The sequence below is a fragment of the Nonomuraea sp. NPDC049695 genome (assembly GCF_040674955.1).
Taxonomy (GTDB): domain Bacteria; phylum Actinomycetota; class Actinomycetes; order Streptosporangiales; family Streptosporangiaceae; genus Nonomuraea; species Nonomuraea helvata.
In genome coordinates this window covers 137,155-160,007 of the sequence record NZ_JBFANV010000015.1, presented here as the reverse complement: position 1 = coordinate 160,007, position 22,853 = coordinate 137,155, and the positions used below count along the sequence as shown (strand labels likewise).

Genomic DNA, 22,853 nt, shown 5'->3' with positions numbered 1-22,853 from the left:
CGACAGTCCTTTCTAGCGGATGCCCTCCCTGCGGAGAGTGGCAGCCAGCTTGCGGGTGTGTTTGATCACTGCCTCGGTGATCCGCTCGACCTCGGAGGGCCCGAGCCTCGCGGGCATGGCGCAGCTGATCGCGTCAGTGGCCGGGATGCGGTAGTCGACCGCGACGGCCACGCAGGCCAGGCCGGGCGTGCCCTGCTCGCGTTCGTACGCCCAGCCCCGGGTGCGGACCTGGTCGAGCTCGCCGGTCAGCTTGTTCAGATCGGTGATGGAGTGCTCGGTCAGTCCGTCCAGCGGCTCGGGCAGCAGCGCCACCACCTCGTCGTCCGTGAGCTGGGCGAGCAGCACCTGCCCGAGCGCCGTGACGTGGGCGGGCAGACGCCGGCCCACCCTGGGGATCACGTGATCGGCCTCGCGCGACTCGCGGGTGGCCAGGTAGAGGACGTGCGCGCCGTCCCTGCGGGCGAAGTGGGCGGTCTGCCCGATCTCCGCCCGCAGGTCCTCCAGGGTCTCCTGCGCGAACGGCAGTGCGGGGTCCTTGTCTAGGTACGCGGTGCCGGTCAGCAGGGCGTGCGGCCCGATGCCGAACGCCGACCGCGCCGAGTCGGTTTCGACCCAGTTGAGCTCGACCAGCGTCCGCATGAGGGCGTGCAGGCTGCTCCGCGGGAAGCCGGTGCGCTGCTGGAGCTCCGACAGCGTCAGGTGGTTGTGCGACTCGGCCAGGGCCTCCAGGATGCGTACCGTCCGCTCCGCGGACTTGACCAGTTGAGGCTCCATACTCATCCCATCTCGACTGCGGCTTCGGAGATCCAGAATATTGGATAGCGTCCAGATACATGGACGCTTAACCCTTGATGGCGCCGCTTGTCAGACCTCGCATGAACTGCCGCTGGAAGGCCAGGAACGCGATGATCGACGGCAGCAGTGCCAGCAGCGAGGCCGCCAGCAGGACGCCGATCCCCACCTCCTCGTCGGAGCGGAGCGAACGCAGCGCGATGGGCAGCGTCCACATGCTCGACTCCGGCGCGACGATCAGGGGCAGCAGGTACTGGTCCCAGATCATGGTGAAGCCGAAGACCCCGATCACGCCGAGCGCCGGACGGCACAGCGGCACGATGATGGTGGCGAAGATGCGCAGCTCGCCCGCGCCGTCGATGCGGGCCGCCTCCTCCAGCTCGACCGGCACCTCCTTCATGAACTCGGTCATGACCAGGATGGAGAAGCCCCAGGCGCCGACCGGCAGGATCATGCCCGCGTACGTGCCGATGAGGTTGACGTGCAGCAGCGGCATGTCGGACAGGACGAGCGAGAGGGGGATCGCGATGATCTCCTCCGGCAGCATCATCGTGGTGAGCATGAGCAGCAGCACGACGGTCATCCCGCGGAACTTCTTGCGCGCCAGCGAGTACGCGGCGAAGACGCTCACGAGCATCTGCAGCAGCAGGCCGAAGCCCACGACGATGAAGGAGTTCAGGAGATAGAGGTAGACGTTCTTCTCCTTGGCCTGGACGAAGTTCTCCAGGGTGAACTCGTCCGGCCAGAGGGAGAAGGAGGTGGGGTCCAGGGTCTTGCTGAACGCGCTCACCAGCAGTCCGACCAGCGGCCCGGTGAAAACCACCACCATAAAGCCATAAATCAGGACCTTTCCGGCAACGGCCACGGGGCCCTTGCGCGACTCCAGCCCCAGAGCGCTGTCGAACCTCATCTCGCCTGCCTCCTGCGCAGCATCTGCGCGATCAGGGTGAGCGCCAGCGTGGCCAGGAACAGCACGATCCCGCCCGCCGAGGCCACGCCCAGATCGTTCTTCTGGAACCCGAGCTTGTAGATCAGCGTCATCAGCACCTCGGACGAGCCGTTCGGACCGCCGTTCGTCAGGACGTACACCTCGACGAAGACCCGCAGCCCGCGGATGGCCGCCAGCGTGAACAGGATCCAGAACACCGGCCGCAGGGCGGGCAGCGTGATGTGCCGCAGCCGGTGCCAGGTCGAGGCGCCGTCCACGGCCGCCGCCTCGTAGAGCGTGCGGTCGACGCCGACCAGCCCAGCCAGGAAGATCATCATGTCGTACGGCGTGCCGCGCCAGATGCTCATCAGCATGATCGACCAGAGCGAGGAGTGCTCGCTGGCCAGCCACGGCTGGGGATCGATGCCGGCCCAGCCGATGATCGTGTTGAGCATCCCGCTGTCGGCCGGGTGGAACATGATCCGCCACACCTCGGCCACGGCCGCCATCGTGGTGACCACCGGCAGGAAGGCGGCAGTCCGTACGAACCACAGATAACGGGCGGGACCCTCGATGAGCAGCGCGAACCCGAGGCCCAGCACGAGCGAGCCGATCGTGGTGCCCAGCGCCAGCAGGATGCTGTGCCAGATGGCCGCGGCGAAGTCCGCGTCGCTGATGATCGTCTTGTAGTTCTCGAGGCCGAGCCACTCGTCACCGAGGAACGTCTGGACCTTGAAGAAGCTCTTCCACAGGCCCACGAACATCGGGATGAACTTGAAGTACAGGAACAGCAGGAGAGCGGGCGCCAGGAACAGCCAGGCCATCAGCGGCCCCCGCCACCGCACCCGCTTGGTGCGGCGATGGGGGGTCGCCGTGCGGCCGGGAGCCGGGGTGAGTGTGGAGGTCATGACGCTTTCTGGCTCTGGAGTTCCTGCGTGAGCTTGGTGTTCAGCTGGTCCATCGCCGTCTTGACGTCGGCGGAGCAGTCGGCCCAGACCGCGTTGATGGAGTCGGCGGAGTCCTGGCGGATCGGCGCCCAGTTCGGGACGGGCGGGGCGTAGACGGCGTTGGCGTAGGCGTCCTGGAACACCTTCCACCGCGGGTCCTGCCGCTCGCCGGCCATGTCGACCTGGGTGTTGACGGGCAGGCGGACGATGGCGCCGTTGGCGTCCTTGTTCATGCCGATCTTCTGGCCGTCAGGGGAGATCGCGAACTCGGCGAACTTCTTCTGCGCGTCCTGCTGGTCGGAGCCCGCCATCAGGTAGACGTTCTCGCCCTCGCCGAGCGTGCCGGGGCCGCCGGTCGGACCCTTGGGCAGGGGCAGCACCTCGATCTTGTCGGTGCCGATGCTCTTGACGAACCTCGCGAGCACGTACGGGCCGACCAGGTAGATGCCGCCCTGGCCCTTCTCGAAGACCTCGTGCGTGACGGTCGTGTCGTTGCTGACCGCGCCCGGGTTGACGGTCTTGGCCTTGCAGAACTGGTCCTGCAGGTACTGGACGGCCTCGACCGTCTTCGGGTCGTTGACCGTCGCCTGGAAGTGGCCGCCGCCGGTGCTCTTGATGAAGTCGCCGCCGTTGCCGTAGATGAAGGAGGAGGCGTACCAGGAGGCGTAGCCGCGCTTGGTGCCCGCGGGAATGACGAAGCCCGCCGTGTCGGCCTTGCCGTTGCCGTCGGGGTCCTTCTGGGTGAACGCCTGAGCCAGCTTGGCCAGGTCGTCCCAGCTCTTGGGCGGCTCCATGCCGACCTTCTCGCGCCAGTCCTTCCGTACGATGAGCGCGAACGCCTGGGCAGAGAACGGGGTGCCGTAGAACTTGCCGTCCGCCCCCGTCGCGGCCTGCCAGGCGCGGTCGGACAGCTTGTCGCCGCCGGCGAGCGAGGCCTTGTCGACCTCGCGGAGCCAGCCCTGCGAGTGCATGTTGCCGAGCTGGGCGGTGTCGTTGATGACGATGTCGGGCAGCTTCTTCTGGGCGGCCTGCTGGTTCAGCTTGGTCTCGAAGTCGTCGAATAGCGCGACGACTTTCGTCTTCACCCCGCTGGCCTTGGTGAATGCGTCGGCGAGTTTCACCGCCGTCTTGGCGGAGTCGGAATCGGGCGCCTGCCTGATCCAGATCTCCAGCGCGTTGTCTGAACCTGATCCCCCGGAACCGCAGCCTGTCAGCGTTACGGCCAGGGTCGCCGTGATCGCCACCCCCAGCAGACGACGTGACATCAGACCGCCTCCCGTTCACATACGTGGACATGAGTCGTGGACTTGAACTCGTGCCTGTGAACGTAACTATCTGCACGGTTCACGGTCAATATTCAAGGATGTGAATTTCGGTCAGAATCGTGTACACCATGGATGCATGCGCATTCTTATGACCGGAGCCGCGGGAAAAGTCGGCACGCTGCTCCGCCCACGGCTCGCCCGCGACGGCCGCACGCTGCGGCTTTCCGACCTCCACCCGGTGGAGCCGGGCCCCGGTGAGGAGTGGGTCACGGCCGACCTCGCCGACCCGGCCCAGGTGGCCGAGGCGATGAAGGGCGTGGACGCGGTGATCCATCTCGGTGGCGAGAGCCGCGAGGCTCCCTGGGCCGACATAGTGCAGGCCAACGTCAACGGGACGCAAGTGCTTCTTGAGGCCGCCCGCGAAGAAGGCGTCCGGCACCTGGTGCTCATGGGCAGCCACCACGCGGCCGGCTTCCAGACCCGCCCCGCCGACGGCTCCGAGCTGCCCGACTACGCCTTTCCCCGGCCCGACACCTTTTACGGAGTGAGCAAGGTCGTCATGGAGGCGCTCGGGAGCCTCTACCACGACCGGTTCGGCATGAACGTGACCGTGGTCCGGCTCGGCACCTGCAACGAGGCCCCCGGCGACACGCGCGGCCTGGCCACCTGGATCTCGGCCGACGACCTGACCCGCTTGATCGAGGCGGCGCTGACCGCGCCCGGGTATCACGTGGTCTGGGGCGTCTCGGACAACGCGCGGCGGTGGTGGTCGCTGGAGGAGGCCAAGTCCATCGGGTACGTCTCCCGCGACTCCTCCGAGCCCATGGCCGCGGCGCTCATCGCCGAGCAGGGCGAACCGGACCTCTCGGAGCCGCTCCACGACCGCGCCGGAGGCGTGTTCACCCTCAACGAACTGGGCGAGCGCTGGTAACACCGCCCCGCGCCCTCTTGGAGCCCTCGAATTTTCCGAGGCCGCTAAGGCAACCGGTTGCAAGAACCTTGACGACCATAGGCATGAAGGTCAAGGTTTAGTCTGGCAACCGTTTGCAAGGGAGGACGGCGATGGCGGCGACGATCAAGGACGTGGCACGCGCCTGCGGCGTGCACGTGTCCACTGTGTCCCGCACCTTCTCCGCGCCACATCTGGTCAATCCTGCCACCAGGAGCCGCGTGCTGGCCGCCGCCGACGACCTCGGCTACCGCCCCAACCGCGCGGCCAGGGCGCTCACCACCGGGCGCACGTTCAACATGGGCCTGATCGTGGCCGACATCGCCAACCCGTTCTTCCCGCCGCTCATCAAGGCCGCCCAGGCGCAGGCCAGGGGCCGGGACTACCACGTGTTCGTGGCCGACACCGACGAGGACCCGCGGGTGGAGGAGGAGCTGATCAGGACGTTCACCAAGCAGGTGGACGGCGTCCTGCTCTGCAGCCCCCGCCTGTCGAACAAGATGATCGAGCGCCTGGCGGAGGACGTGCCGTTCGTGGTGATCAACCGGCGCATCAAGGGCATGCCCGCCGTGCTGATGAACGTCGCCCAGGGCGCCAAGCTCGCGCTGGAGCACCTGGCCGGGCTCGGCCACCGCAGGATCGCGCTCGTGTCGGGTCCCATCGGCTCGTGGACCAGCAACGAGATGCAGGGCGCCGCCGCCGAGGCACCCGGGCTCGACCTCGTCTTCTTCGGACCCAACCAGCCCACGGAGGCGGGCGGCCTGTCGGTGGCCGCGGACGTGGCGGCCTGCGGGGCGACCGCGGTGCTCGCGTACAACGACCTCGTCGCGCTCGGCCTCATCGAGGGGCTGTCGGCGATGGAGATAGGGGTACCAGAGAAGATAAGCGTCATCGGGTTCGACGACATCCTTCCGGGGCGGCTCAACCGGCCCAAGCTGACCACCGTGGCCATGCCGGCCGTGGCCGCCGGGAGGATGGCCGTCGACCTGCTGCTCCAGTCGGGGGGCGAGGGCGCGACAGTGACCCTCGACACCGCCCTCATTGTCCGCGAGTCCACGGGAAGGGCCCAAACATGATCTTCGGAACGCTGCCGTCGGGGGAGAGCGTCGAACAGGTGGAGCTGTCGTCGGGACGGCTGCGCGCCGAGGTCCTCACGTACGGCGCCATCGTGCGCTCGCTGGAGGTGTCGGGCCGCAACGTCGTGCTCGGCCTCGACACGCTGGAGGACTACCAGACCCGCAGCCGCTACTTCGGCGCGGTCGTCGGCCGGTACGGCAACCGCATCGCGAACGGCCGCTTCACCCTGGACGGCGTCGAGTACGAACTCCCGCTCAACAACGGCGCCGCCAGCCTGCACGGCGGCATCGAGGGCTTCGACAAGAGGGTGTGGTCCATCGAGGAACGCACCGACGCCTCGGTCACGCTGAAGCTGGTCAGCCCCGACGGCGACGAGGGCTACCCGGGCACGCTGACGGCCTGGGTCACGTACACGCTCGAGGACGACGCGCTCCGCATCGACTACGCCATGGAGGCCGACGCTCCGACCGTGGTCAACCTGACCAACCACTCCTACTTCAACCTCAAGGGCGAAGGCGACGTACGGGACCACGTCGTGCGGCTGGCCGCCGACCACTACCTGCCGGTGGACGAGCACAAGATCCCCACGGGGGAGCTCGCGCCGGTCAAGGGCACGCCGTTCGACTTCACCGAGCCGCACGCCGTGGCCGAGCGGTACGACGGCCAGTACGACCACTGCTACGTGCTCAGCGGTGACGGCTGCACGGTGACGGCCGGCGGCCTGACCATGGAGGTCACGACGACCGAGCCGGGCGTGCAGTTCTACACGGGCAGCATGCTCGACGGGGTCGCGACGCCGTACGGGCCCTTCGCCGGGCTGTGCCTGGAGACCCAGCACTTCCCCGACTCGCCCAACCAGCCGCAGTTCCCCTCCACCGTGCTGAGGCCGGGCGAGCGCCGCACCTCGACCACGGCCTACACGTTCACGTCCTGAGGGGATGCAGGGCGGCGGAGGCCTTGATCACCATCAGGGCCACGTCGTCCTGCGACGGCTCCTCGGCGAACGTGTCGACCGCGTGCCGCACGCGTTCGGCCACGGCGTGGGCGCTCAGCCCCCTGCAGCCGGACAGCAGCGCGGCCAGCCCGTCGCCGTCGTCGAGCAGCCGGTCGCCGTTGCGCCGCTCGGTCACCCCGTCGGTGACGCACAGCAGCACCTCCTCCGGCGCCAGCTCGAACGTCTCGATGTAGAACCTGGCGCCGGCCTCGATGCCCAGCAGCAGCTGCGGGGTCGCCATCGCCTCGACCCTGCCGTCCGGCCGCAGCAGGAGCGGAGGCGGATGGCCGGCCGAGGCGATCGTGCAGAGCGCGCCGCCCTGGGGGAGCGGGGTCAGCTCGCCGCACAGCAGGCTGAGGAACCTGCCCTCCTCGCCCTCCTCCAGCAGCGCGTGGTTGAGCCGGTCGAAGATGTCGGCCACCGTGTAGTGCTCCTTGGCCAGCAGGCGTACGGCGTGGCGGGCCAGCCCCGTGACCGCGGCCGCCTCCGGGCCGCAGCCGCACACGTCGCCCAGCGCGAAGCACCAGTGGTCGGCCACCGTGAACAGGTCGTAGAAGTCGCCCCCGACGTCCGTGCCCTCGCCGGCGGGCTCGTAGACGACCGCGGACTCCAGGCCCGGCATCGGCGCCACCCGCATGGGCAGCAGGCTGCGCTGCAGCACCCGCGAGGTGGTGGCCTGCCTGGCGTAGAGCATGGCGGTGTGCAGGTTGAGCGCCACCAGGCGGCACAGGTCCGCCAGCAGGTCGGCCACCTCCAGCGGCAGCGTCGGCTCGGTGCGGCCGATCACCAGCGCGCCGTACGACCTGCCCTGGGTGGCCAGCGGGAACGACAGCACGGTCTCCGGCCCCACCGGCCAGCTCACCTCGTCGAGGGCGGTGCGCGGGATGGCGGGCAGCGACTTGCGCAGGCCGGAGTTGTGGCGCTCCTCGCTGTGCCAGACGTGCGAGAGCCTGGTCATGCCCGCCAGGTCGGTCAGGTAGACGGCGGCCCAGGTGGCGATCTTGGGCACGACGAGCTGCGCGGTCAGCGCCGCGATCAGCTCGTCGTCGTGCACGCCCGCCAGCAGTTCGCCCGCCTCGGCCAGGAACGACAGCCGCCCCCGGTGCGCGCGGTCCTGCTCGGCCAGCCGCTCGCGCTGCACCGGACCGGCCACCTGGCCGGCGATGTGCTGGAGGCTGACCGTGAGCTCGTCGTCGAAGCGGCCCGGCTGCCCGGCCGTCACCACGATGTAGCCGGCCGGCTCGCCGTTCACGAGGAGCGGCGCGCACGCCAGCGACCTGGCGTTCAGCTGCTGGGCCAGCTCGACGTCCACGGCGAGGAGATCCTCGATCATCGTGGGCGTCCTGCGCTCCGCGCCGAAGACGCCGGGGGCCAGCACCCCCACCAGCCCCGCCGTCGCGCCCGCCCCCGCTGCCACGCCGAACCTGTTGCCGCCGTCCGCGGCCAGCAGCACGTACGCGGCGTCGCCGCCGCTGGACATCTGCACGATCTGGGCGATCGTGTCGAGCAGCTCCGCGAACGGCATGTCCTGGTCGAGCAGGTCCATGATGCGCCGCCCGGCCTCCCGGCGCAGCGGCGGCGTCAGCAGATAGCCGTGCTCACGCGCCACCACCATCCAGATCGAGCATCTCTGCCCCTTCGTACGCAGGTGGGAGACGTAGACGGGCAGGAGGCTGCCGTCGCTGTGCCGCATGCGTGCCTCCCCCCGCCAGCGGCCCAGGTCGAGCGTGTCGGCCAGCGACAGCGCGTACGGCCCGTGGCCCCGCCAGTCCACCAGCTTCTCCAGCGGCCGGCCGATCGCCTGGTCGGCCCGCCAGCCGAGCAGTTCCTCGGCCTCCGGGTTCCACGACTGCACCAGCCCGTCGCGGTCGGCGACGACGACGCCCACGTGCAGCGTCTCGACGGGAGCGGTACGGGACAGCGCCGGCGTGGCCTCGTGAGCCTCGTAGCCGTCGGCGAGCTCCATGCGCACCCAGACGCGCTTGGCGGTCCTGGTGTAGGTGACGCCCCAGGCGTCGGCCAGCATGCCCGCGAGCGCGAGGCCGCGCCCCGAGGTGCGCGTCGAGTCGGGAGCGGGCTCGGCCTCCAGGATCTTCCGCGTCGGGTGGTGGTCGTCGACCTCGATCTCCAGCTTCGCGGGGTCGGCGTCCACGTCCAGGCGGCAGGTCAGCTCGATGCCGGTGCCCGCGTGCACGACGGCGTTCGTGACGAGTTCGCTGGTCAGGAGGACGGCGTCCTCGGCCAGATGGGTCAGATGCCATTCGCCGAGCACCTGGCGGACGAACCTGCGCGCATGTGCCGGGGCATGGGGGGTCCCGTCGAAAGCGGTGCTCGACACCCTGGTCGTGTCCACTCTGCGTCCTAGTACATCACTCGATGTGTTAGTTCGGTCACTCTCAGAGTGGCAGACCGTTGCCGTCGATACCTCCTGTTGCGGAGCTGGAGCCCCCGTACGGCGTGCCTACGCGCGTTCCGCGGTGTCTCCGACGTACCTTTGGCATCATGGCCACCCGTACGCCGAAAAGCGCATCGAAGGGGCCGGCGAAGCGGTCGACCTCGTCCCGCTCGACGCCCGCGAAGCGCGGGGCCTCGTCGGCGGGGCGCTCAAGGGCGGCCTCAGGACGCAAGCCTTCGATGACCCACCAGGACCCGATCAGCTGGGTCTTCACAATGATCGGCAAGCTGATCGTCGGGCTGTGGATGCTGCTCGCCAACGGCATCGGCAGCACGGCTCGCGCGCTGGGCAAGAACGCGCGCGAGCTGGATCCCGTGCACCGGCGCGACGGGGTGGGCCTGACCGTGCTCGCGGGCGCGATCGTGCTGGCGGCCATGACGTGGCGCAACGCCGACGGGGCCGTCTCCAGCGTGGTGAACGCGACCGTGCACGGCGTCTTCGGCTCGCTGGCCTGGGCGCTGCCGCTGCTGCTCGGCCTGCTGGCCTGGCGCTACCTGCGCCACCCCGACCAGAACGCCGACACCGGCCGCATGGTGATCGGATGGGCCGCGCTGCTCGTCGGCGTGCTGGGCGTCATCCACGTCGCCAACGGCACCCCCTACCCGGCCGGCGAGGGCCAGGGCATGGACAAGATATCGGCGGCCGGCGGCATGATCGGGTTCATCGTGTCGGCGCCGCCGATGAGCATCCTGCCGCCGTGGATCACGATCCCGCTGCTGCTGCTCCTGTCCGGGTTCGGCGTGCTGGTGATCACCGCCACCCCCGTGCACCGGATCCCGGAGCGGCTCGCCGAGCTCAGGCACATGCTGTTCGAGCGGCACGCCGAGCCCGCGCCGCGGGAGCCGGGCAAGAAGCGGGCCAGGGCGGCCAAGAAGTCTCCCGAAGAGCGGGCGGACACGGTCAAGCCGTACGACACCCCCGTTATCGCGGACGACAAGCGACCCGACCACTCGCCCGAGATCGTGCCGGGGCTGACGGACGAGGAGGAGGCGCCCGCCCCCGAGGCCGACAGGAGGCCGGAGCCGCCGCTGCCGACGCCCGCGCCGCGCAAGGTGGAGCAGCTCGTGCTGTCGCCGCAGGCGGGGCCGTACAGCCTGCCTGACCTGCAGTTCCTCAAGCAGGGCACGGCGCCGAAGCCGCAGACCAAGGCCAACACCACCGTGGTGAACGCGCTGACCAGCGTGCTCGAGCAGTTCACCATCGACGCGCAGGTGATCGGGTTCACCCGGGGGCCGACCGTGACCCGGTACGAGATCGAGCTGGGGCCCGCGGTCAAGGTGGAGAAGGTCACGGCGCTCACCAAGAACATCGCGTACGCCGTCAAGTCCGCCGATGTCCGGATTTTGTCGCCCATTCCTGGCAAGTCGGCGATCGGGGTGGAGATCCCGAACGCCGACAAGGACCTGGTGTCCCTGGGCGACGTGCTGCGCTCCCAGGTGGCGCAGGCCGACCACCACCCCATGATCGTCGGCCTCGGCAAGGACGTCGAGGGCCGCACCATCGTCGCGAACCTCGCCAAGATGCCCCACCTGCTCATCGCGGGCGCCACCGGCGCCGGTAAGTCGGTCTGCGTGAACGGGCTGATCACCAGCATCCTGATGCGGGCCACGCCCGACGAGGTGCGCATGGTGCTGGTGGACCCCAAGCGGGTCGAGCTCAGCGTGTACGAGGGCATTCCCCACCTGATCACGCCGATCATCACCAACCCGAAGAAGGCCGCCGAGGCCCTCGAATGGGTCGTGGGCGAGATGGACCGGCGCTACGACGACCTGGCCGCGTCGGGGTTCCGGCACGTCGACGAGTTCAACAAGGCCGTGCGGGCGGGCAAGCTGCAGCCGCCGCCCGGCAGCGAGCGCGTCTACCAGCCGTACCCGTACCTGCTGGTGATCGTGGACGAGCTGGCCGACCTGATGATGGTGGCCCCGCGCGACGTCGAGGACTCGATCGTGCGCATCACGCAGCTCGCCCGTGCGGCGGGCATCCACCTCGTGATCGCCACCCAGCGGCCGTCGGTCGACGTGGTGACCGGCCTGATCAAGGCCAACGTGCCGTCCAGGCTCGCGTTCGCCGTGTCGAGCCTCACCGACTCGCGGGTCATCCTCGACCAACCGGGCGCCGACAAGCTGGTCGGGCAGGGCGACGCGCTGTTCCTGCCGATGGGCGCGAGCAAGCCCATCCGCATCCAGAACGCGTTCGTCTCCGAGAAGGAGATCGCCGAGATCGTCGGCCACTGCAAGACGCAGATGCAGGTCGAGTACCGGGAGGACGTCGCCGCCGCGCCGGTCAAGCGGGAGATCGACGAGGACATCGGCGACGACCTCGACCTGCTGATCCAGGCCGCCGAGCTGATCGTGACCACCCAGTTCGGCTCGACCTCGATGCTCCAGCGCAAGCTGCGGGTCGGGTTCGCGAAGGCGGGGCGGCTGATGGACCTGCTGGAGAGCCGGAACGTGGTCGGTCCGAGCGAGGGCTCCAAGGCGCGGGAGGTCATGGTCAAACCGGATGATCTGCCTGGTTTGCTGGCCGACCTGCGTGGCGAATGACCCCAATGCATCCCTGCGGGGTAGTAACTGGTTGAATGTAAGCCACTACGAAATGTGGTGGGTGCCGTGGGGGAGGCGTTCGCTGTGCAGGAGCAGAGCATCGGAGCCATGCTGGCGGCGGCGAGGCGGTCGGCTGGGCTGACGGTCGAGCAGGTCAGCGCGGCCACCAGGATTCGTGAAGCGATCATCCATGGCCTCGAGCAGGATGACGACAGCCAGTGCGGCGGAGACTTCTACACCAGGGGGCACATCAAGGCCGTGGCCAAGGCCGTGGGGCTCGACCCTGAGGCCACCGTCCACCTGTACGACCAGCAGCACGGCGGGGCGCCCAGGCCGGTGGCGGCCTCGGCCGTGTTCCAGGCCGACCGCAAGATCCACGTGCCGGAGCGGCGGGGGCCCAACTGGTCGATGGCGCTGGGGGTGGCGCTGGCGATCGTGATCGTCTTCGGCCTGATGCGGGTGCTGGGCGGCGCGAGCGACCAGGTGCGTACGGCCGACGTGCAGGCGGCTTCGGCCCGCCCCAGCGTCCCGCCGAACATGCCGGTCGTCGAGAGGCCCAAGCCCGCGTCGGAGAGGGCGAGGAAGGGCATCGTCACGATCACGATCAAGGCGAAGCGGACGTCGTACGTCCAGGCTCATGACGCCAAGGGGCGCAAGCTGTTCGCCGGGACGATGAAGGAGGGAGAGACCTCCACGTGGCAGGCCGAAGATCAGGTGAACCTGCTCCTGGCCGACGCGTCGGCGGTGTCTCTGCAGGTCAACGGCAAGAAGGTGGGACGACTCGGGGGCAAGGGAGAGATCGTGCGGCGCTCGTTCGGGGCGGCCAAGCCGCCCTCGCGGTAGGCGCATGGCGGGAGCCCGTGCATCGGGTGGTGGCCAACTCCCGATACCGTAGTGTTCACCATGTCATCCCGCCGAACCGCATCGCTGATCACCCTGGGCTGCGCCCGTAACGAGGTCGACTCCGAGGAGCTGGCCGCGCGACTTGAGGCTGCCGGTTGGCAGCTGGGCGACGACGACCCCGATGTCGTCGTCGTCAACACGTGTGGCTTCATCGACTCGGCCAAGAAAGACTCCATCGACACGCTGCTGGCCGCCGCCGACTCGGGCGCGAAGGTCGTGGCCGCGGGCTGCATGGCCGAGCGCTACGGCAAGGAGCTGGCCGACGCGCTGCCCGAGGCCGGCGCGGTCATCTCCTTCGACGACTACACCGAGATCGGCGAGCGCCTCGACGACGTGCTCGCCGGGCGGTCGCTCACGCCGCACACGCCACGCGACCGCCGTACCTTGCTGCCCATCTCGCCGGTGGATCGTGCCAGCGCGCCCAAGACCAACATCCCAGGCCACGGCGACCTGCCCGAGGGCATGGCGCCCGCGAGCGGGCCGCGCGTGCTGCGCAAGCGGCTCGACGAGAGCCCGGTGGCCTCGCTCAAGCTGGCCTCCGGCTGCGACAGGCGCTGCACGTTCTGCGCCATCCCGGCCTTCCGCGGCTCGTACGTCTCGCGCAGGCCCGACGAGCTGCTGGCGGAGGCCGACTGGCTGGCCCACAGGGGCGTGCGCGAGCTCGTCCTGGTCAGCGAGAACTCCACCTCCTACGGCAAGGACCTGGGCGACCTGCGGGCGCTGGAGAAGCTGCTGCCCCAGCTCGCCGCGGTCGAGGGCATCGACCGGGTGCGGGTCAGCTACCTGCAGCCCGCCGAGCTGCGTCCCGGGCTGATCGACGTGCTCGCCGGCACCGACGGCGTCGCCCCCTACTTCGACCTGTCCTTCCAGCACGCCAGCGGCGGCGTCCTGCGCCGGATGCGCCGCTTCGGCGACCCGGAGCGCTTCCTGGGGCTGCTCCAGACCGTCCGCGAGCGCGCCCCAGAGGCCGGCGTGCGCTCCAACTTCATCGTGGGCTTCCCCGGAGAGACCGAGGAGGAGTTCGGCGAGCTGGTCGGCTTCCTGGAGGCGGCCAGGCTCGACGTGATCGGCGTGTTCGGCTACTCCGACGAGGACGGCACGGAGGCGGCCGGCCTGCCGGGCAAGCTGGACCAGGAGGTCATCGACGAGCGCGTGCGCGTGCTCACCGAGCTGGCCGAGGAGCTGACCGCCCAGCGCGCGGAGGAGCGCATAGGCACCGAGGTCGACGTGCTGATCGACGACGACCTGGGTGACGGGGGCTACGAAGGCAGGGCCGCGCACCAGGGCCCCGAGGTCGACGGCTCCGTGACGGTGCAGGGCATCGGCCTGGTCAGGGGGCAGATCGTGCGCGCAGTCGTGGTCGACGCCGAGGGCGTCGACCTGATCGCGCGCATCAAGGCAAGTCCATGAAAAGGGACGAGCGCCGGGTGGTGAGCCCGTGGAACATCGCCAACGTCCTCACGGTCCTCCGGTTGGCGCTCGTCCCCTTCTTCGTCGTCTGCCTCTTCCTGCCGGGCATGGGCTGGCGGGTGACCGCGCTCGGGGTCTTCGCGGTGGCTTCGATCACCGACCACCTCGACGGGGAGCTGGCCAGGCGTTACGGCCTCATCACCGACTTCGGCAAGATCGCCGACCCGATCGCCGACAAGGCGCTCACCGGCGCCGCGCTGGTGAGCCTGTCGATACTGAACGAGCTGCCCTGGTGGGTGACCATCTCGATACTCGGCAGGGAGATCGGCATCACGGTGCTCAGGTTCGTGCTGCTGCGGCACGCCGTCATCCCGGCCAGCTACGGCGGCAAGATCAAGACCGTGCTGCAGATCGCCGCGATCGTGCTCTATCTCCTGCCGTGGGTGCCGGGGCCCGTCCGGTGGGTGGTGATGGGGGCGGCGCTGGTCATCACCGTGGGCACCGGCGTCGACTATCTCGTCAGGGCCGTCAAACTACGCAAGGTCGCGAAGCAGGCGCGCGGGGAGTGATCGATGGCGGATGTGGCCGAGGTTCTGAGCATGCTGGTGGGCCGGTCCGCCACGGTGGCCGTGGCCGAGTCGCTGACCGGAGGGCTCATCGGCGCCGCGATCACGGCCGTGTCGGGCTCGTCCAAGGCGTTCAGGGGCGGGGTGATCTCGTACGCCACCGATCTCAAGCACGAGCTGCTGGGGGTGCCGGACGAGCTGCTGCGGCGTGAGGGGGCCGTGCATCCCGACGTGGCCGCGGCCATGGCGGCGGGGGTCGCGCGGCTGTGCGGGGCCACGTACGGGCTGGCCGTGACGGGGGTGGCCGGGCCGGAGCCACAGGACGGCAAGCCGGTCGGCACCGTGTACGCGGCGGTCTGCGGGCCTGGCGGGACAATTTGGGGCCGCGAATTGAGCCTGACGGGATCACGCGAACGTATCAGGGTAGAGACGGTGGACGAGGCAGTAGATCTACTGTCAGGTGTGCTTAAGCCGAACATAGGGGAACATTCCGGGTGATTACCGTGTTACGTCCCGAGCGAACATGCGATGGACGGTCTGACGCGGTGTCGGTGGATACGGGTACGGTGGAGCTGTGAGTGAGGTCCGTGAGCCAACTGCAAGCACCGAGCGCCCGGCAGGCGGGCCTGATGAGTCGCGACTGGCGGTCCAGGGGCGGCGTCGCCCGATGATGACGGCGAGGAGTATGTACGAAGCTAAGAAGACCAATGTGCGGCACGAAGCGATCGCGCGGGGCGTGGTGAAGTCCGCGCCGGGGAGGGAGCGACAGATGATTCTGCTGCGTCAGCTGCTCGGCGACGTGCTGAGGCGGTTGAGGGTGCGGCAGGGACGCACGCTACGCGAGGTGTCCACCCAGGCACGTGTCTCGCTCGGCTACCTGTCCGAGGTGGAGCGCGGCCAGAAGGAGGCCTCGTCCGAGTTGCTGGCGTCCATTTGCGGCGCACTCGAGGTGCCCCTTTCGCAGGTGCTGCGTGAGGTTTCCGACCAGTTCGCGCTGGCGGAGCTCCAGGCTGCCCCTGTGCTGGCCGACGTGCCCGATCACGAACGGCTGCCCCTTACCGAGACGGTTCCCGGGTCGATCTCCGACTCCGTGTTCCCCGAAGTCAAGGACATGGTGGCTGCCTAGCTCGGCTGGCAGCCCGCACACCACAGGATCAGCCGCTCCTGTGGCTGCGCTCCCATCTCCCCGCGGCTGATGCGGGTGCCGCATCGGCGACAGGGCTTCCCCGCTCTGCCGTAGACCCACGTCTGGAACGCCGGGCGGCGATCACCTGTGGTCACCGTGCCCGCATGGCTCTTGTTGGCGTCCAGCAGCCGCTGGGCCAGTGACACGAGCCCGGTGAGATCCTCGATCTCCCCGACCTTCTTCCACGGCCAGATTCCGCGCAGGAACAGGGTCTCGGCGCGATAGATCGTGCCGATCCCCGCCAGGTTGCGCTGATCGAGCAGCGCCTCCCCGATGGTCCTGCCGGGTGCCCCTCGCAGCCTTCGCACGGCCTCGTCCGGGTCCCAGTCCGGGCCGAGCAGATCCGGCCCCAGATGGCCGACCAGTCGCCCCTCGTCGCCTGTCCTGACGAGATCCACCATGCCCAGCCTGATCCCCACCGCCTGCCACTGCTGATTGGCCAGGATCAGCCTGACCTGGTCGCCCGGCGCGGTCCGGCGTCCCGCCTCCATGACCCGCCAGCTCCCGTCCATGCGCAGGTGGGTGTGCACGGTCAGGTCGCCCTCGACGCGGGTGAGCAGGTGCTTGCCCCTGGAGAGCGTGGTGATGACCGCGCGGCCCGCGAGGTCGGCGGTGGCGTGCCTGGGCACGCGGAAGTCCGACCTGGTGAGCACGCGCCCGTCGAGCGCGCCTCGGAGGCGGGTAGCCGTGCGGTGGACGGCGTCTCCTTCGGGCATCCTTCCAGTCTAGGAACGCGACCGCGGAGCCGTGGTCAGTCCCAGGCGGCGGGGTCGGCGGCGAGCTGGCGGACGCGCTCGGGCAGCGCCCCCGTGGCGACGTGGTCGAGCGTGACCTCCTCCAGGATGGATCGCTCGGTGGCCCGCAGCGCGATCCACACCTGCTGCAACGACTCGGCGGGGCCCCGGTAGCCGACGTGCTCCGGCCGCTCGCCGCGCACGTTGGCCAGCGGACCGTCCACGGCCCTGATCACATCGGCCAGCGAGATGTCGTTGGCGGGCCTGGCCAGCACGTAACCGCCCTCCGGCCCACGCTGCCCGCGCACGAGCCCGGCCCGGCGCATCTGCAGCAGGATGTTCTCCAGGTACTTGGGCGGCATGTCCTGTTCCTTGGCGAGTTCGCCCACTGTAGTCGGGCCTGCACCTGCTGCAGCGAGTTCGGCGGCGGCACGGAGGGCGTAGTCGACACGAGCGGAAAGGCGCATGTTCTCGATTATCCCCCCTGGTCAACACTGGTTAGGTGCAAGTTCGTCAGAACGGGCACAAGATCCGGATGCACCCGATGGTGAGAGCGCTAAACTTCCAACAACCTTTCTGATTAGACGGCCCGATCGGCGCCCGGAGGATTCAGCGTGGAGCGACGCCCTGGTGTGCCCAGATTGCTCAGGGAGATCAACGACCGGGCCGCGCTGGAGCTGCTGCTCGCCACCGGCCCCATGACACGCGGTCAGATCGGCGATCTGACCGGTCTGTCCAAGGTCACGGCCTCGCAGACGCTGGCCAGGCTGGAGGAGCGGGGCCTGGTCGAGGTGGTCGGCGCGCAGGCGGGCGGCCGCGGGCCCAACGCGGCCCTCTACTCGGTGATCCCCTCCAGCGCGTACGTGGCGGGCCTCGAGGTCGGGCCCGAGCTGATCTCCACGGCGGTCGCCGACATCCACGGCAACACGGTCGCCGAGGTCACGATCGATCCGGACGGCCACGACGACCCGGTCTCCGTGGTCCACGGCGCGATCGTCAAGGCCTGCCGCAGCGCCAAGATCAGCCTGGCCAAGCTGCGCGGCGTCGTGATCGGCACGCCGGGCGTGGTGGACCCGCGCAGCGGCGACGTGCGCTTCTCGTTCGACCTGCCCGGCTGGCACGAGGGCATCCACGAGGCCCTCGCGGGCGACCTGCGGCGCGAGGTGACCATCGAGAACGACGTCAACCTCGCCGCCATCGCCGAGCGCGCCGACGGGGCGGCCAAGGGGCTCGACGACTTCGTGCTGCTGTGGTCGAGCCGCGGCCTCGGCCTGGCCATCATGCTCGGCGGCAAGCTGCACCGCGGGCGCTCCGGCAGCGCGGGCGAGATCGGCTACCTACCGGTGCCCGGCGTGCCGCTGCCCGAGGACATCCGCACCGAGCCAGGCCGGCTGCCGTCGCTGGCGGGCGGCCTGCAGTCGCTGGTCAGCGCCGAGGCGGTGGCCGAGCTGGCCCAGACGTACGGCTTCGCGGCCGGCAGCGCGGGTGAGTGCGTCAAGGTCGCGATGGCCGCGGGCGCCGCAGGCGAGCCGCTGCTCGACGAGATCGCCAACCGCCTCGCCCTGGGCGTCGCCGCCGTGTGCGTGATCCTCGACCCCGGGCTGGTGGTGCTGGCCGGCGAGGTGGGCCACGCGGGCGGCCCGGCGCTCACGTCCCGGGTGGAGGAGGCCGTGGCCCGCATCTGCCCGGTGCGCCCCCAGGTCGTCACCACGAAGGTGACCCACGGCAACCCGGTGCTGCGCGGCGCCGTGCTGGCGGCTCTCGACCAGGCCCGCGAGGAACTGCTCGCCCCCTGACCCTGCGAGCCCGACCCCCCCGAAGGTGTGGAGTGACATGGAAGAGCAGATTGCCGGGGTGCCGACCTGCTACCGGCACCCCAAGAGCGAGACCTATGTCCGCTGCACCCGCTGCGACCGCTACATCTGCCCCGACTGCATGAGGGACGCGGCCGTGGGCCACCAGTGCGTCGAGTGCGTACGCGAGGGCAACAAGTCGGTACGGCAGGCCAGGACCGTCTTCGGCGGCAAGGTGTCCGCCGTCCCCGTGGTGACCTACGTCCTGATCGCCGTCATCGTGCTGGCCTACGCCGCGGAAATCGCCATGCCCTCGATCGTGGACCGGCTGGACGGCCTGGGCATCGGGCTGCGCGACGTGGACGGCCGGTTCTACGTCTACGACAGCGACACGGGTCTGGAGCCCGTGGGTGTGGCGGCCGGTGAGTGGTACCGGCTCGTCACCGCCAACTTCCTGCACCTCCAGCCCACCGAGGGCGGCTTCGGCATCCTGCACATCGTCTTCAACCTGTACTGGCTGTGGACCCTGGGCCGGACGGTCGAGGAGATGCTGGGCAGACTGCGCTACGCCGGGCTCTACCTGCTGGCGGCCGTGGGCGGCTCGGTCTTCGAGTACCTCATCTCGCCCGACACGGCCGCGGTCGGCGCCTCAGGAGCGATCTTCGGGCTGGGGGCGGCGTACTTCGTCTTCAGCCGGCGGCTGGGCCACGACCCGCTCGGGGGTGGCCGGCTCATCGTCTTCTTCCTGATCTGGCTGGTCGTCTCGGCCGGGTTCAGCTCCTGGGAGGGACATCTGGGCGGCCTGATCGTGGGTGGCGGAACCGCGCTCGCTCTGGCGTATCTGCCGCGCAAATATCACCTTGCCGCGATGGGCGCGATGTTCGTCCTGCTCGCCGTCCTGGTGGCGGTGAAGACCCACGATCTCGGCCTGTGGCTGACATAGGCGCCGGCTAGGCGGTGAGGAGCTCGACGGCGGCCTGGGCGTTGGCCCTGGCCGCCCCGTACGTGGCGATGTAGGCGGCGCTGCCTGGCCGCCACACCGGCAGCCCCATCTCGATCACCGTCGCGTCGGGGCGGGCCGCCACCAGCGCGGAGACCAGGTCCTGGCTCGCCTGATGGCGGTGCGCGTCCTTGACCACGACGACCAGCGACCGGTTCGCGGCCGTGGCCAGCAGGGCAGGGACGTCGGCGGCCGCGGGCTCGATCCGGACGATCTCGGCGTCCGGCAGCCACGGGCCCACGCCCCATGGCACGTCGCCCACGGCGATCGTCGGCGGGGTGTCCACCTCGATCACCAGGGGCTCGACCAGGGGCTCCGTCTCTCCGGTGAGCCGCACGGCGCGGCGCGCGGCGTGCAGGCCGACCCCGTTCTGCTCGGCCGCGACGGGCGCGGGCGCCGCGGCCCAGGCCCGGAGCGCCGCGACCCGCGCCGCCGCCTCCTCCAGCCGGTCCGGCGACAGGCGGCCCTCGCGGACCGCGGAGACGATCTCCGCGATGATGGCCTGGACGTCGTCGTACGTGGGCACCGGTCCCAGGCAGAGCAGGTCGGCCCCGGCCGCCAGCGTCAGCACGGCGCCGCCGGCCAGCCCCACGCTCCTGGTGATGGCGTGCATGTCCAGCGCGTCGGTCACGACCACGCCGTCGTAGCCGAGCTCGCCCCTGAGGAGCCCGGTGAGCGCGGCACCGGACAGCGTGGCGGGCGTGTCGCCCGTCACCGCCGGCACCGCGACGTGCGCGGTCATCAGCGACCTCGTCCCCGCGCCGATGGCCGCGCGGAACGGGGCGAGCTCGCGCTCGCGCAGCACGTCGATGCTCACGTCCACGACCGGGATCGCCAGGTGCGAGTCCACCCGCGTCGCGCCGTGGCCGGGGAAGTGCTTGACGCAGGCGGCCACGTTCACCGACTGCAGGCCCTGTACGGCCGCCACCGTGTGCCTGGCGACCAGCTCAGCGTCGGCACCGAACGAGCGGGTGCCGATCACCGGGTTGTCGGCCTCGGTGTTGACGTCGGCGCTGGGCGCCATGTCCAGGTTGATGCCGCAGGCGGCCAGCTCCGAGCCGATCGCGCGGTAGACGCGGCGGGTCAGCTCGACGTCGTCCACCGCCCCGAGCGCCGCGTTGCCCGGGTACGGGCTGCCGACGTGGTACGCCAGCCGCGTCACGTCGCCGCCCTCCTCGTCCAGCGAGATGACGGGCTCACCCGCTCCCCGCAGCGCGGTGGTCAGCTCGCGTACCTGGCCGGGCTCGGCCACGTTGAAGCCGAAGAGCGTGACGCCGCCCAGGCCGTGCTCCAGCTCGCGCAGCACCCATTCGGGCGCCGTCGTGCCCTGGAAGGATACGAGCAGTGTGCCGGCCGCGAGACGGCGCAGCCCCCGATCACTCTGACTCATGGCTCCTCATCGGATTTCAGGCCCGAAGACGGGCAGGGTCGAACAAGCGTCCGACCAGCGGATGTCAGCCCTTCACGGCCCCGGCGACCAGGCCGGAGACCATGCGGCGCTGTACGAGCAGGAAGAAGATGACGACCGGGATGGTCATCATCGTGGAGCTGGCCATGATGGCGCCCCAGTCGGTGCCCTTCTGCCCGAAGAAGTACTGCAGCGCGACGGGCATCGTGTATTTCGTCGGGTCATTGATCAGGTACAGCGCCATGATCAACTCGTTCCACGCGGTGATGAACGAGAAGATGCTGGTCGCGACCAGACCCGGGGCCACCAGCGGGAAGAGCACCTTCCAGAAGGTGGTGAGCCGGCTCGCGCCGTCGATCCAGGCCGCCTCCTCCAGCGACTTGGGCACGGCGGCGACGAACGTGCGCAGCATCCAGATCCCGAACGGCAGCGTCAACGCGACCTGCGTCACGATCAGACCGAGCAACTGGTCATAGAGGCCCAGCCGCTTGACGCCGAGGAACAGCGGGATGAGCAGCGCCTCGGACGGGATCATCTGCGCGACGAGCAGCAGGGCCAGGAACGGCGTGCGTCCCTTGAACCGGAACCGGGCCACGGCGGTGGCCGACAGCAGCGCGAAGACCGCGCCGATCAGGACCGTCCCGAGCGCGACGATGGCGCTGTTGCGCATGTAGAGCCAGATCGAGTGCCCGGCCACGCCGTCGGTGAGTACCCGCGCGATGTGCTCGAAGGTGAAGTGCGTGGGGAACGGGATGAATTCGGTGGTGAAGATCTGGTCGTTCGCCTTGAAGCCGGTGGAGACCATGAAGTAGACGGGGAAGATCGCTCCCAGGAAGACCAGCACGCCTGCCGCGTTGAGCGCGACCTTGCCCAGGCGCCTGCGGGCCAGCGGGCTCATCACAGCTCCTCCTGCTTGAACATCTGGCGGATGTAGGCCGCGGTGACGATGAGCAGGATCACGGTCAGCACCACCGCGATGGCCGCGCCCGATCCCATCTTCGGCGGGGCCTTGAACGCCTCGGTCACCGCGTACATCGACAGGTTGTAGGCCTCCCGGTTGGTGGTTCCGGCCAGCACGTAGAGCTGGGCGAAGACCTTGAAGTCCCAGATGATCGAGAGCACGGTCAGCACCGCGAACACCGGCTTCAGCAGCGGGAAAGTGATCTTCCTGAACGTGCGCCACGGTCCCGAGCCGTCCACCTTGGCCGCCTCGTACAGCTCGGCCGGGATGCCCTTGAGTCCGGCCAGCACCGAGACCGCGATGAACGGGAAGCCCGCCCAGACCACGCAGATGATCAGCACCATGTAGATGGACCAGGCGTCGTTGAGCCACGGCTGACCGGTCCAGTCGGCCCGGCCGAACAGGGCGTTGGAGAGCTGGTCGGGCAGCAGGTTGAGCGCCCAGTTGACGATGCCTCTCTCGGCGTCGAACAGCCAGCGCCAGATGACGCCCTGCGCCACCGGCGGGACCGCCCAGGCGAACATGATGCCGATGATGACGAAGAGCGACATCTTCTTGCCGAGCCGGTGCAGCAGGATGCCGACGGCGGTGCCGAGGATCAGCGTGAGCGGCACCGCGATCACCGCGAACACCACCGTGTTGCGCAGCGAGGACCAGAAGATGTCGTTCTCGAAGATCTTGGTGAAGTTCTCGAGGCCGACCCAGGTGGCCGGCTTCTTGCCCGAGATCTGGACGAGGCCCACCTTCTGGAAGGAGATGATCACCATCTGGATCAGCGGCCACAGCAGCAGCGCCCCGATGACCAGCAGTCCCGGGATCAGCAGGACGTAGGGGATCGACCAGGCGGGCAGCCCGCCGGCTCGCGGTGGACGGTGTGAGCGGCGCTGTCCCGGGGGGGAGGTGTTGCCTCCGCCCCGGGCGAGCGTTGACGTGTTCGTCATA

At 69.6% G+C, this 22,853-nt stretch carries 21 protein-coding genes; 11 read left to right on the top strand and 10 right to left on the bottom strand.

Annotation, left to right across the window (positions count from 1 at the left end; all coding sequences use genetic code 11):
* Positions 1-12: 12 nt before the first annotated feature.
* The 4 genes from AB0J64_RS16450 to AB0J64_RS16435 form a co-directional block, all read right to left on the bottom strand.
* Entirely contained in the window at positions 13-774 is a 762-nt protein-coding gene (locus tag AB0J64_RS16450; protein WP_364027046.1) for an IclR family transcriptional regulator, read from the bottom strand.
* 67 nt (positions 775-841) lie between these two features.
* Positions 842-1,702 carry a carbohydrate ABC transporter permease gene (locus AB0J64_RS16445; RefSeq protein ID WP_364027043.1) on the bottom strand — a complete coding sequence of 287 codons (861 nt, stop codon included), beginning with the start codon at positions 1,700-1,702 and terminating at the stop codon, positions 842-844.
* A complete protein-coding gene (locus tag AB0J64_RS16440; protein ID WP_364027040.1) occupies positions 1,699-2,628 on the bottom strand; it encodes a sugar ABC transporter permease in 930 nt (309 codons plus the stop codon). The genes AB0J64_RS16445 and AB0J64_RS16440 overlap by 4 nt, the downstream gene beginning before the upstream one ends.
* Positions 2,625-3,932, bottom strand: coding sequence for a sugar ABC transporter substrate-binding protein (locus tag AB0J64_RS16435; RefSeq protein WP_364027037.1), 1,308 nt, complete (start codon positions 3,930-3,932; stop codon positions 2,625-2,627). Before AB0J64_RS16435 ends, AB0J64_RS16440 begins: the two co-directional genes overlap by 4 nt.
* A gap of 136 nt (positions 3,933-4,068) precedes the next feature.
* Between AB0J64_RS16435 and AB0J64_RS16430 the strand changes: the two genes are divergently transcribed.
* From AB0J64_RS16430 to AB0J64_RS16420, 3 genes are all read left to right on the top strand, one after another.
* Entirely contained in the window at positions 4,069-4,863 is a 795-nt protein-coding gene (locus AB0J64_RS16430; RefSeq protein WP_364027034.1) for an NAD(P)-dependent oxidoreductase, read from the top strand.
* A 131-nt stretch (positions 4,864-4,994) separates the two neighbouring features.
* Positions 4,995-5,957 carry a LacI family DNA-binding transcriptional regulator gene (locus tag AB0J64_RS16425; RefSeq protein WP_364027031.1) on the top strand — a complete coding sequence of 321 codons (963 nt, stop codon included), beginning with the start codon at positions 4,995-4,997 and terminating at the stop codon, positions 5,955-5,957.
* On the top strand, positions 5,954-6,892 hold the full coding sequence (locus AB0J64_RS16420) for an aldose epimerase family protein (protein WP_364027029.1): 939 nt from the start codon (positions 5,954-5,956) through the stop codon (positions 6,890-6,892). Before AB0J64_RS16425 ends, AB0J64_RS16420 begins: the two co-directional genes overlap by 4 nt.
* On the opposite strand, the gene AB0J64_RS16415 is transcribed toward AB0J64_RS16420, so the two are convergent.
* The gene (locus AB0J64_RS16415) at positions 6,882-9,305 is read right to left on the bottom strand and encodes a SpoIIE family protein phosphatase (protein WP_364027026.1); all 2,424 of its coding nucleotides are present in this window, start codon (positions 9,303-9,305) and stop codon (positions 6,882-6,884) included. The genes AB0J64_RS16420 and AB0J64_RS16415 overlap by 11 nt on opposite strands.
* Positions 9,306-9,454: 149 nt before the next feature.
* Here AB0J64_RS16415 and AB0J64_RS16410 point away from each other — a divergent pair, with 149 nt between their 5' ends.
* From AB0J64_RS16410 to AB0J64_RS16385, 6 genes are all read left to right on the top strand, one after another.
* Positions 9,455-11,950, top strand: coding sequence for a DNA translocase FtsK (locus AB0J64_RS16410; protein WP_364027023.1), 2,496 nt, complete (start codon positions 9,455-9,457; stop codon positions 11,948-11,950).
* A 66-nt stretch (positions 11,951-12,016) separates the two neighbouring features.
* Complete coding sequence (locus AB0J64_RS16405) at positions 12,017-12,793, top strand: helix-turn-helix domain-containing protein (protein ID WP_364027020.1); 777 nt, start codon at positions 12,017-12,019, stop codon at positions 12,791-12,793.
* 60 nt (positions 12,794-12,853) lie between these two features.
* Positions 12,854-14,263, top strand: coding sequence for a 30S ribosomal protein S12 methylthiotransferase RimO (gene rimO, locus AB0J64_RS16400; protein WP_364027017.1), 1,410 nt, complete (start codon positions 12,854-12,856; stop codon positions 14,261-14,263).
* Entirely contained in the window at positions 14,260-14,832 is a 573-nt protein-coding gene (pgsA, locus tag AB0J64_RS16395) for a CDP-diacylglycerol--glycerol-3-phosphate 3-phosphatidyltransferase (protein ID WP_364027014.1), read from the top strand. Before rimO ends, pgsA begins: the two co-directional genes overlap by 4 nt.
* A 3-nt stretch (positions 14,833-14,835) precedes the next feature.
* Positions 14,836-15,327 carry a nicotinamide-nucleotide amidohydrolase family protein gene (locus AB0J64_RS16390; protein ID WP_364027011.1) on the top strand — a complete coding sequence of 164 codons (492 nt, stop codon included), beginning with the start codon at positions 14,836-14,838 and terminating at the stop codon, positions 15,325-15,327.
* Positions 15,328-15,598: 271 nt separating this feature from the next.
* Entirely contained in the window at positions 15,599-15,955 is a 357-nt protein-coding gene (locus tag AB0J64_RS16385; RefSeq protein WP_344987660.1) for a helix-turn-helix transcriptional regulator, read from the top strand.
* On the opposite strand, the gene AB0J64_RS16380 is transcribed toward AB0J64_RS16385, so the two are convergent.
* On the bottom strand, positions 15,952-16,731 hold the full coding sequence (locus AB0J64_RS16380; protein WP_364027008.1) for a DNA-formamidopyrimidine glycosylase family protein: 780 nt from the start codon (positions 16,729-16,731) through the stop codon (positions 15,952-15,954). The two genes, AB0J64_RS16385 and AB0J64_RS16380, sit on opposite strands and share 4 nt — an antisense overlap.
* Positions 16,732-16,766: 35 nt before the next feature.
* Positions 16,767-17,216 carry an Rrf2 family transcriptional regulator gene (locus tag AB0J64_RS16375; RefSeq protein ID WP_364027005.1) on the bottom strand — a complete coding sequence of 150 codons (450 nt, stop codon included), beginning with the start codon at positions 17,214-17,216 and terminating at the stop codon, positions 16,767-16,769.
* 147 nt (positions 17,217-17,363) lie between these two features.
* Between AB0J64_RS16375 and AB0J64_RS16370 the strand changes: the two genes are divergently transcribed.
* The gene (locus AB0J64_RS16370; protein ID WP_364027003.1) at positions 17,364-18,545 is read left to right on the top strand and encodes an ROK family transcriptional regulator; all 1,182 of its coding nucleotides are present in this window, start codon (positions 17,364-17,366) and stop codon (positions 18,543-18,545) included.
* Between the two features lie 37 nt (positions 18,546-18,582).
* Positions 18,583-19,485 carry a rhomboid family intramembrane serine protease gene (locus AB0J64_RS16365; RefSeq protein ID WP_364027000.1) on the top strand — a complete coding sequence of 301 codons (903 nt, stop codon included), beginning with the start codon at positions 18,583-18,585 and terminating at the stop codon, positions 19,483-19,485.
* 7 nt (positions 19,486-19,492) lie between these two features.
* On the opposite strand, the gene AB0J64_RS16360 is transcribed toward AB0J64_RS16365, so the two are convergent.
* From AB0J64_RS16360 to AB0J64_RS16350, 3 genes are all read right to left on the bottom strand, one after another.
* Positions 19,493-20,932 (bottom strand): glycoside hydrolase family 3 protein, encoded by a 1,440-nt coding sequence (locus tag AB0J64_RS16360; RefSeq protein ID WP_364026997.1) that lies wholly within the window; start codon positions 20,930-20,932, stop codon positions 19,493-19,495.
* Between the two features lie 64 nt (positions 20,933-20,996).
* Complete coding sequence (locus tag AB0J64_RS16355; RefSeq protein ID WP_364026995.1) at positions 20,997-21,848, bottom strand: carbohydrate ABC transporter permease; 852 nt, start codon at positions 21,846-21,848, stop codon at positions 20,997-20,999.
* On the bottom strand, positions 21,848-22,852 hold the full coding sequence (locus tag AB0J64_RS16350; protein WP_364026992.1) for a sugar ABC transporter permease: 1,005 nt from the start codon (positions 22,850-22,852) through the stop codon (positions 21,848-21,850). The genes AB0J64_RS16355 and AB0J64_RS16350 overlap by 1 nt, the downstream gene beginning before the upstream one ends.
* Between the last annotated feature and the right edge of the window lies 1 nt (position 22,853).

Bases quoted from the DNA above. Each gene is read 5' to 3' on its own strand.
- AB0J64_RS16450 (WP_364027046.1), bottom strand. From the start codon at position 774: ATGGAGCCTCAACTGGTCAAGTCCGCGGAGCGGACGGTACGCATCCTG.
- AB0J64_RS16445 (WP_364027043.1), bottom strand. From the start codon at position 1,702: ATGAGGTTCGACAGCGCTCTGGGGCTGGAGTCGCGCAAGGGCCCCGTG.
- AB0J64_RS16440 (WP_364027040.1), bottom strand. From the start codon at position 2,628: ATGACCTCCACACTCACCCCGGCTCCCGGCCGCACGGCGACCCCCCAT.
- AB0J64_RS16435 (WP_364027037.1), bottom strand. From the start codon at position 3,932: ATGTCACGTCGTCTGCTGGGGGTGGCGATCACGGCGACCCTGGCCGTA.
- AB0J64_RS16430 (WP_364027034.1), top strand. From the start codon at position 4,069: ATGCGCATTCTTATGACCGGAGCCGCGGGAAAAGTCGGCACGCTGCTC.
- AB0J64_RS16425 (WP_364027031.1), top strand. From the start codon at position 4,995: ATGGCGGCGACGATCAAGGACGTGGCACGCGCCTGCGGCGTGCACGTG.
- AB0J64_RS16420 (WP_364027029.1), top strand. From the start codon at position 5,954: ATGATCTTCGGAACGCTGCCGTCGGGGGAGAGCGTCGAACAGGTGGAG.
- AB0J64_RS16410 (WP_364027023.1), top strand. From the start codon at position 9,455: ATGGCCACCCGTACGCCGAAAAGCGCATCGAAGGGGCCGGCGAAGCGG.
- rimO (WP_364027017.1), top strand. From the start codon at position 12,854: ATGTCATCCCGCCGAACCGCATCGCTGATCACCCTGGGCTGCGCCCGT.
- pgsA (WP_364027014.1), top strand. From the start codon at position 14,260: ATGAAAAGGGACGAGCGCCGGGTGGTGAGCCCGTGGAACATCGCCAAC.
- AB0J64_RS16390 (WP_364027011.1), top strand. From the start codon at position 14,836: ATGGCGGATGTGGCCGAGGTTCTGAGCATGCTGGTGGGCCGGTCCGCC.
- AB0J64_RS16385 (WP_344987660.1), top strand. From the start codon at position 15,599: ATGATTCTGCTGCGTCAGCTGCTCGGCGACGTGCTGAGGCGGTTGAGG.
- AB0J64_RS16380 (WP_364027008.1), bottom strand. From the start codon at position 16,731: ATGCCCGAAGGAGACGCCGTCCACCGCACGGCTACCCGCCTCCGAGGC.
- AB0J64_RS16375 (WP_364027005.1), bottom strand. From the start codon at position 17,216: ATGCGCCTTTCCGCTCGTGTCGACTACGCCCTCCGTGCCGCCGCCGAA.
- AB0J64_RS16365 (WP_364027000.1), top strand. From the start codon at position 18,583: ATGGAAGAGCAGATTGCCGGGGTGCCGACCTGCTACCGGCACCCCAAG.
- AB0J64_RS16360 (WP_364026997.1), bottom strand. From the start codon at position 20,932: ATGAGTCAGAGTGATCGGGGGCTGCGCCGTCTCGCGGCCGGCACACTG.
- AB0J64_RS16355 (WP_364026995.1), bottom strand. From the start codon at position 21,848: ATGAGCCCGCTGGCCCGCAGGCGCCTGGGCAAGGTCGCGCTCAACGCG.
- AB0J64_RS16350 (WP_364026992.1), bottom strand. From the start codon at position 22,852: ATGACGAACACGTCAACGCTCGCCCGGGGCGGAGGCAACACCTCCCCC.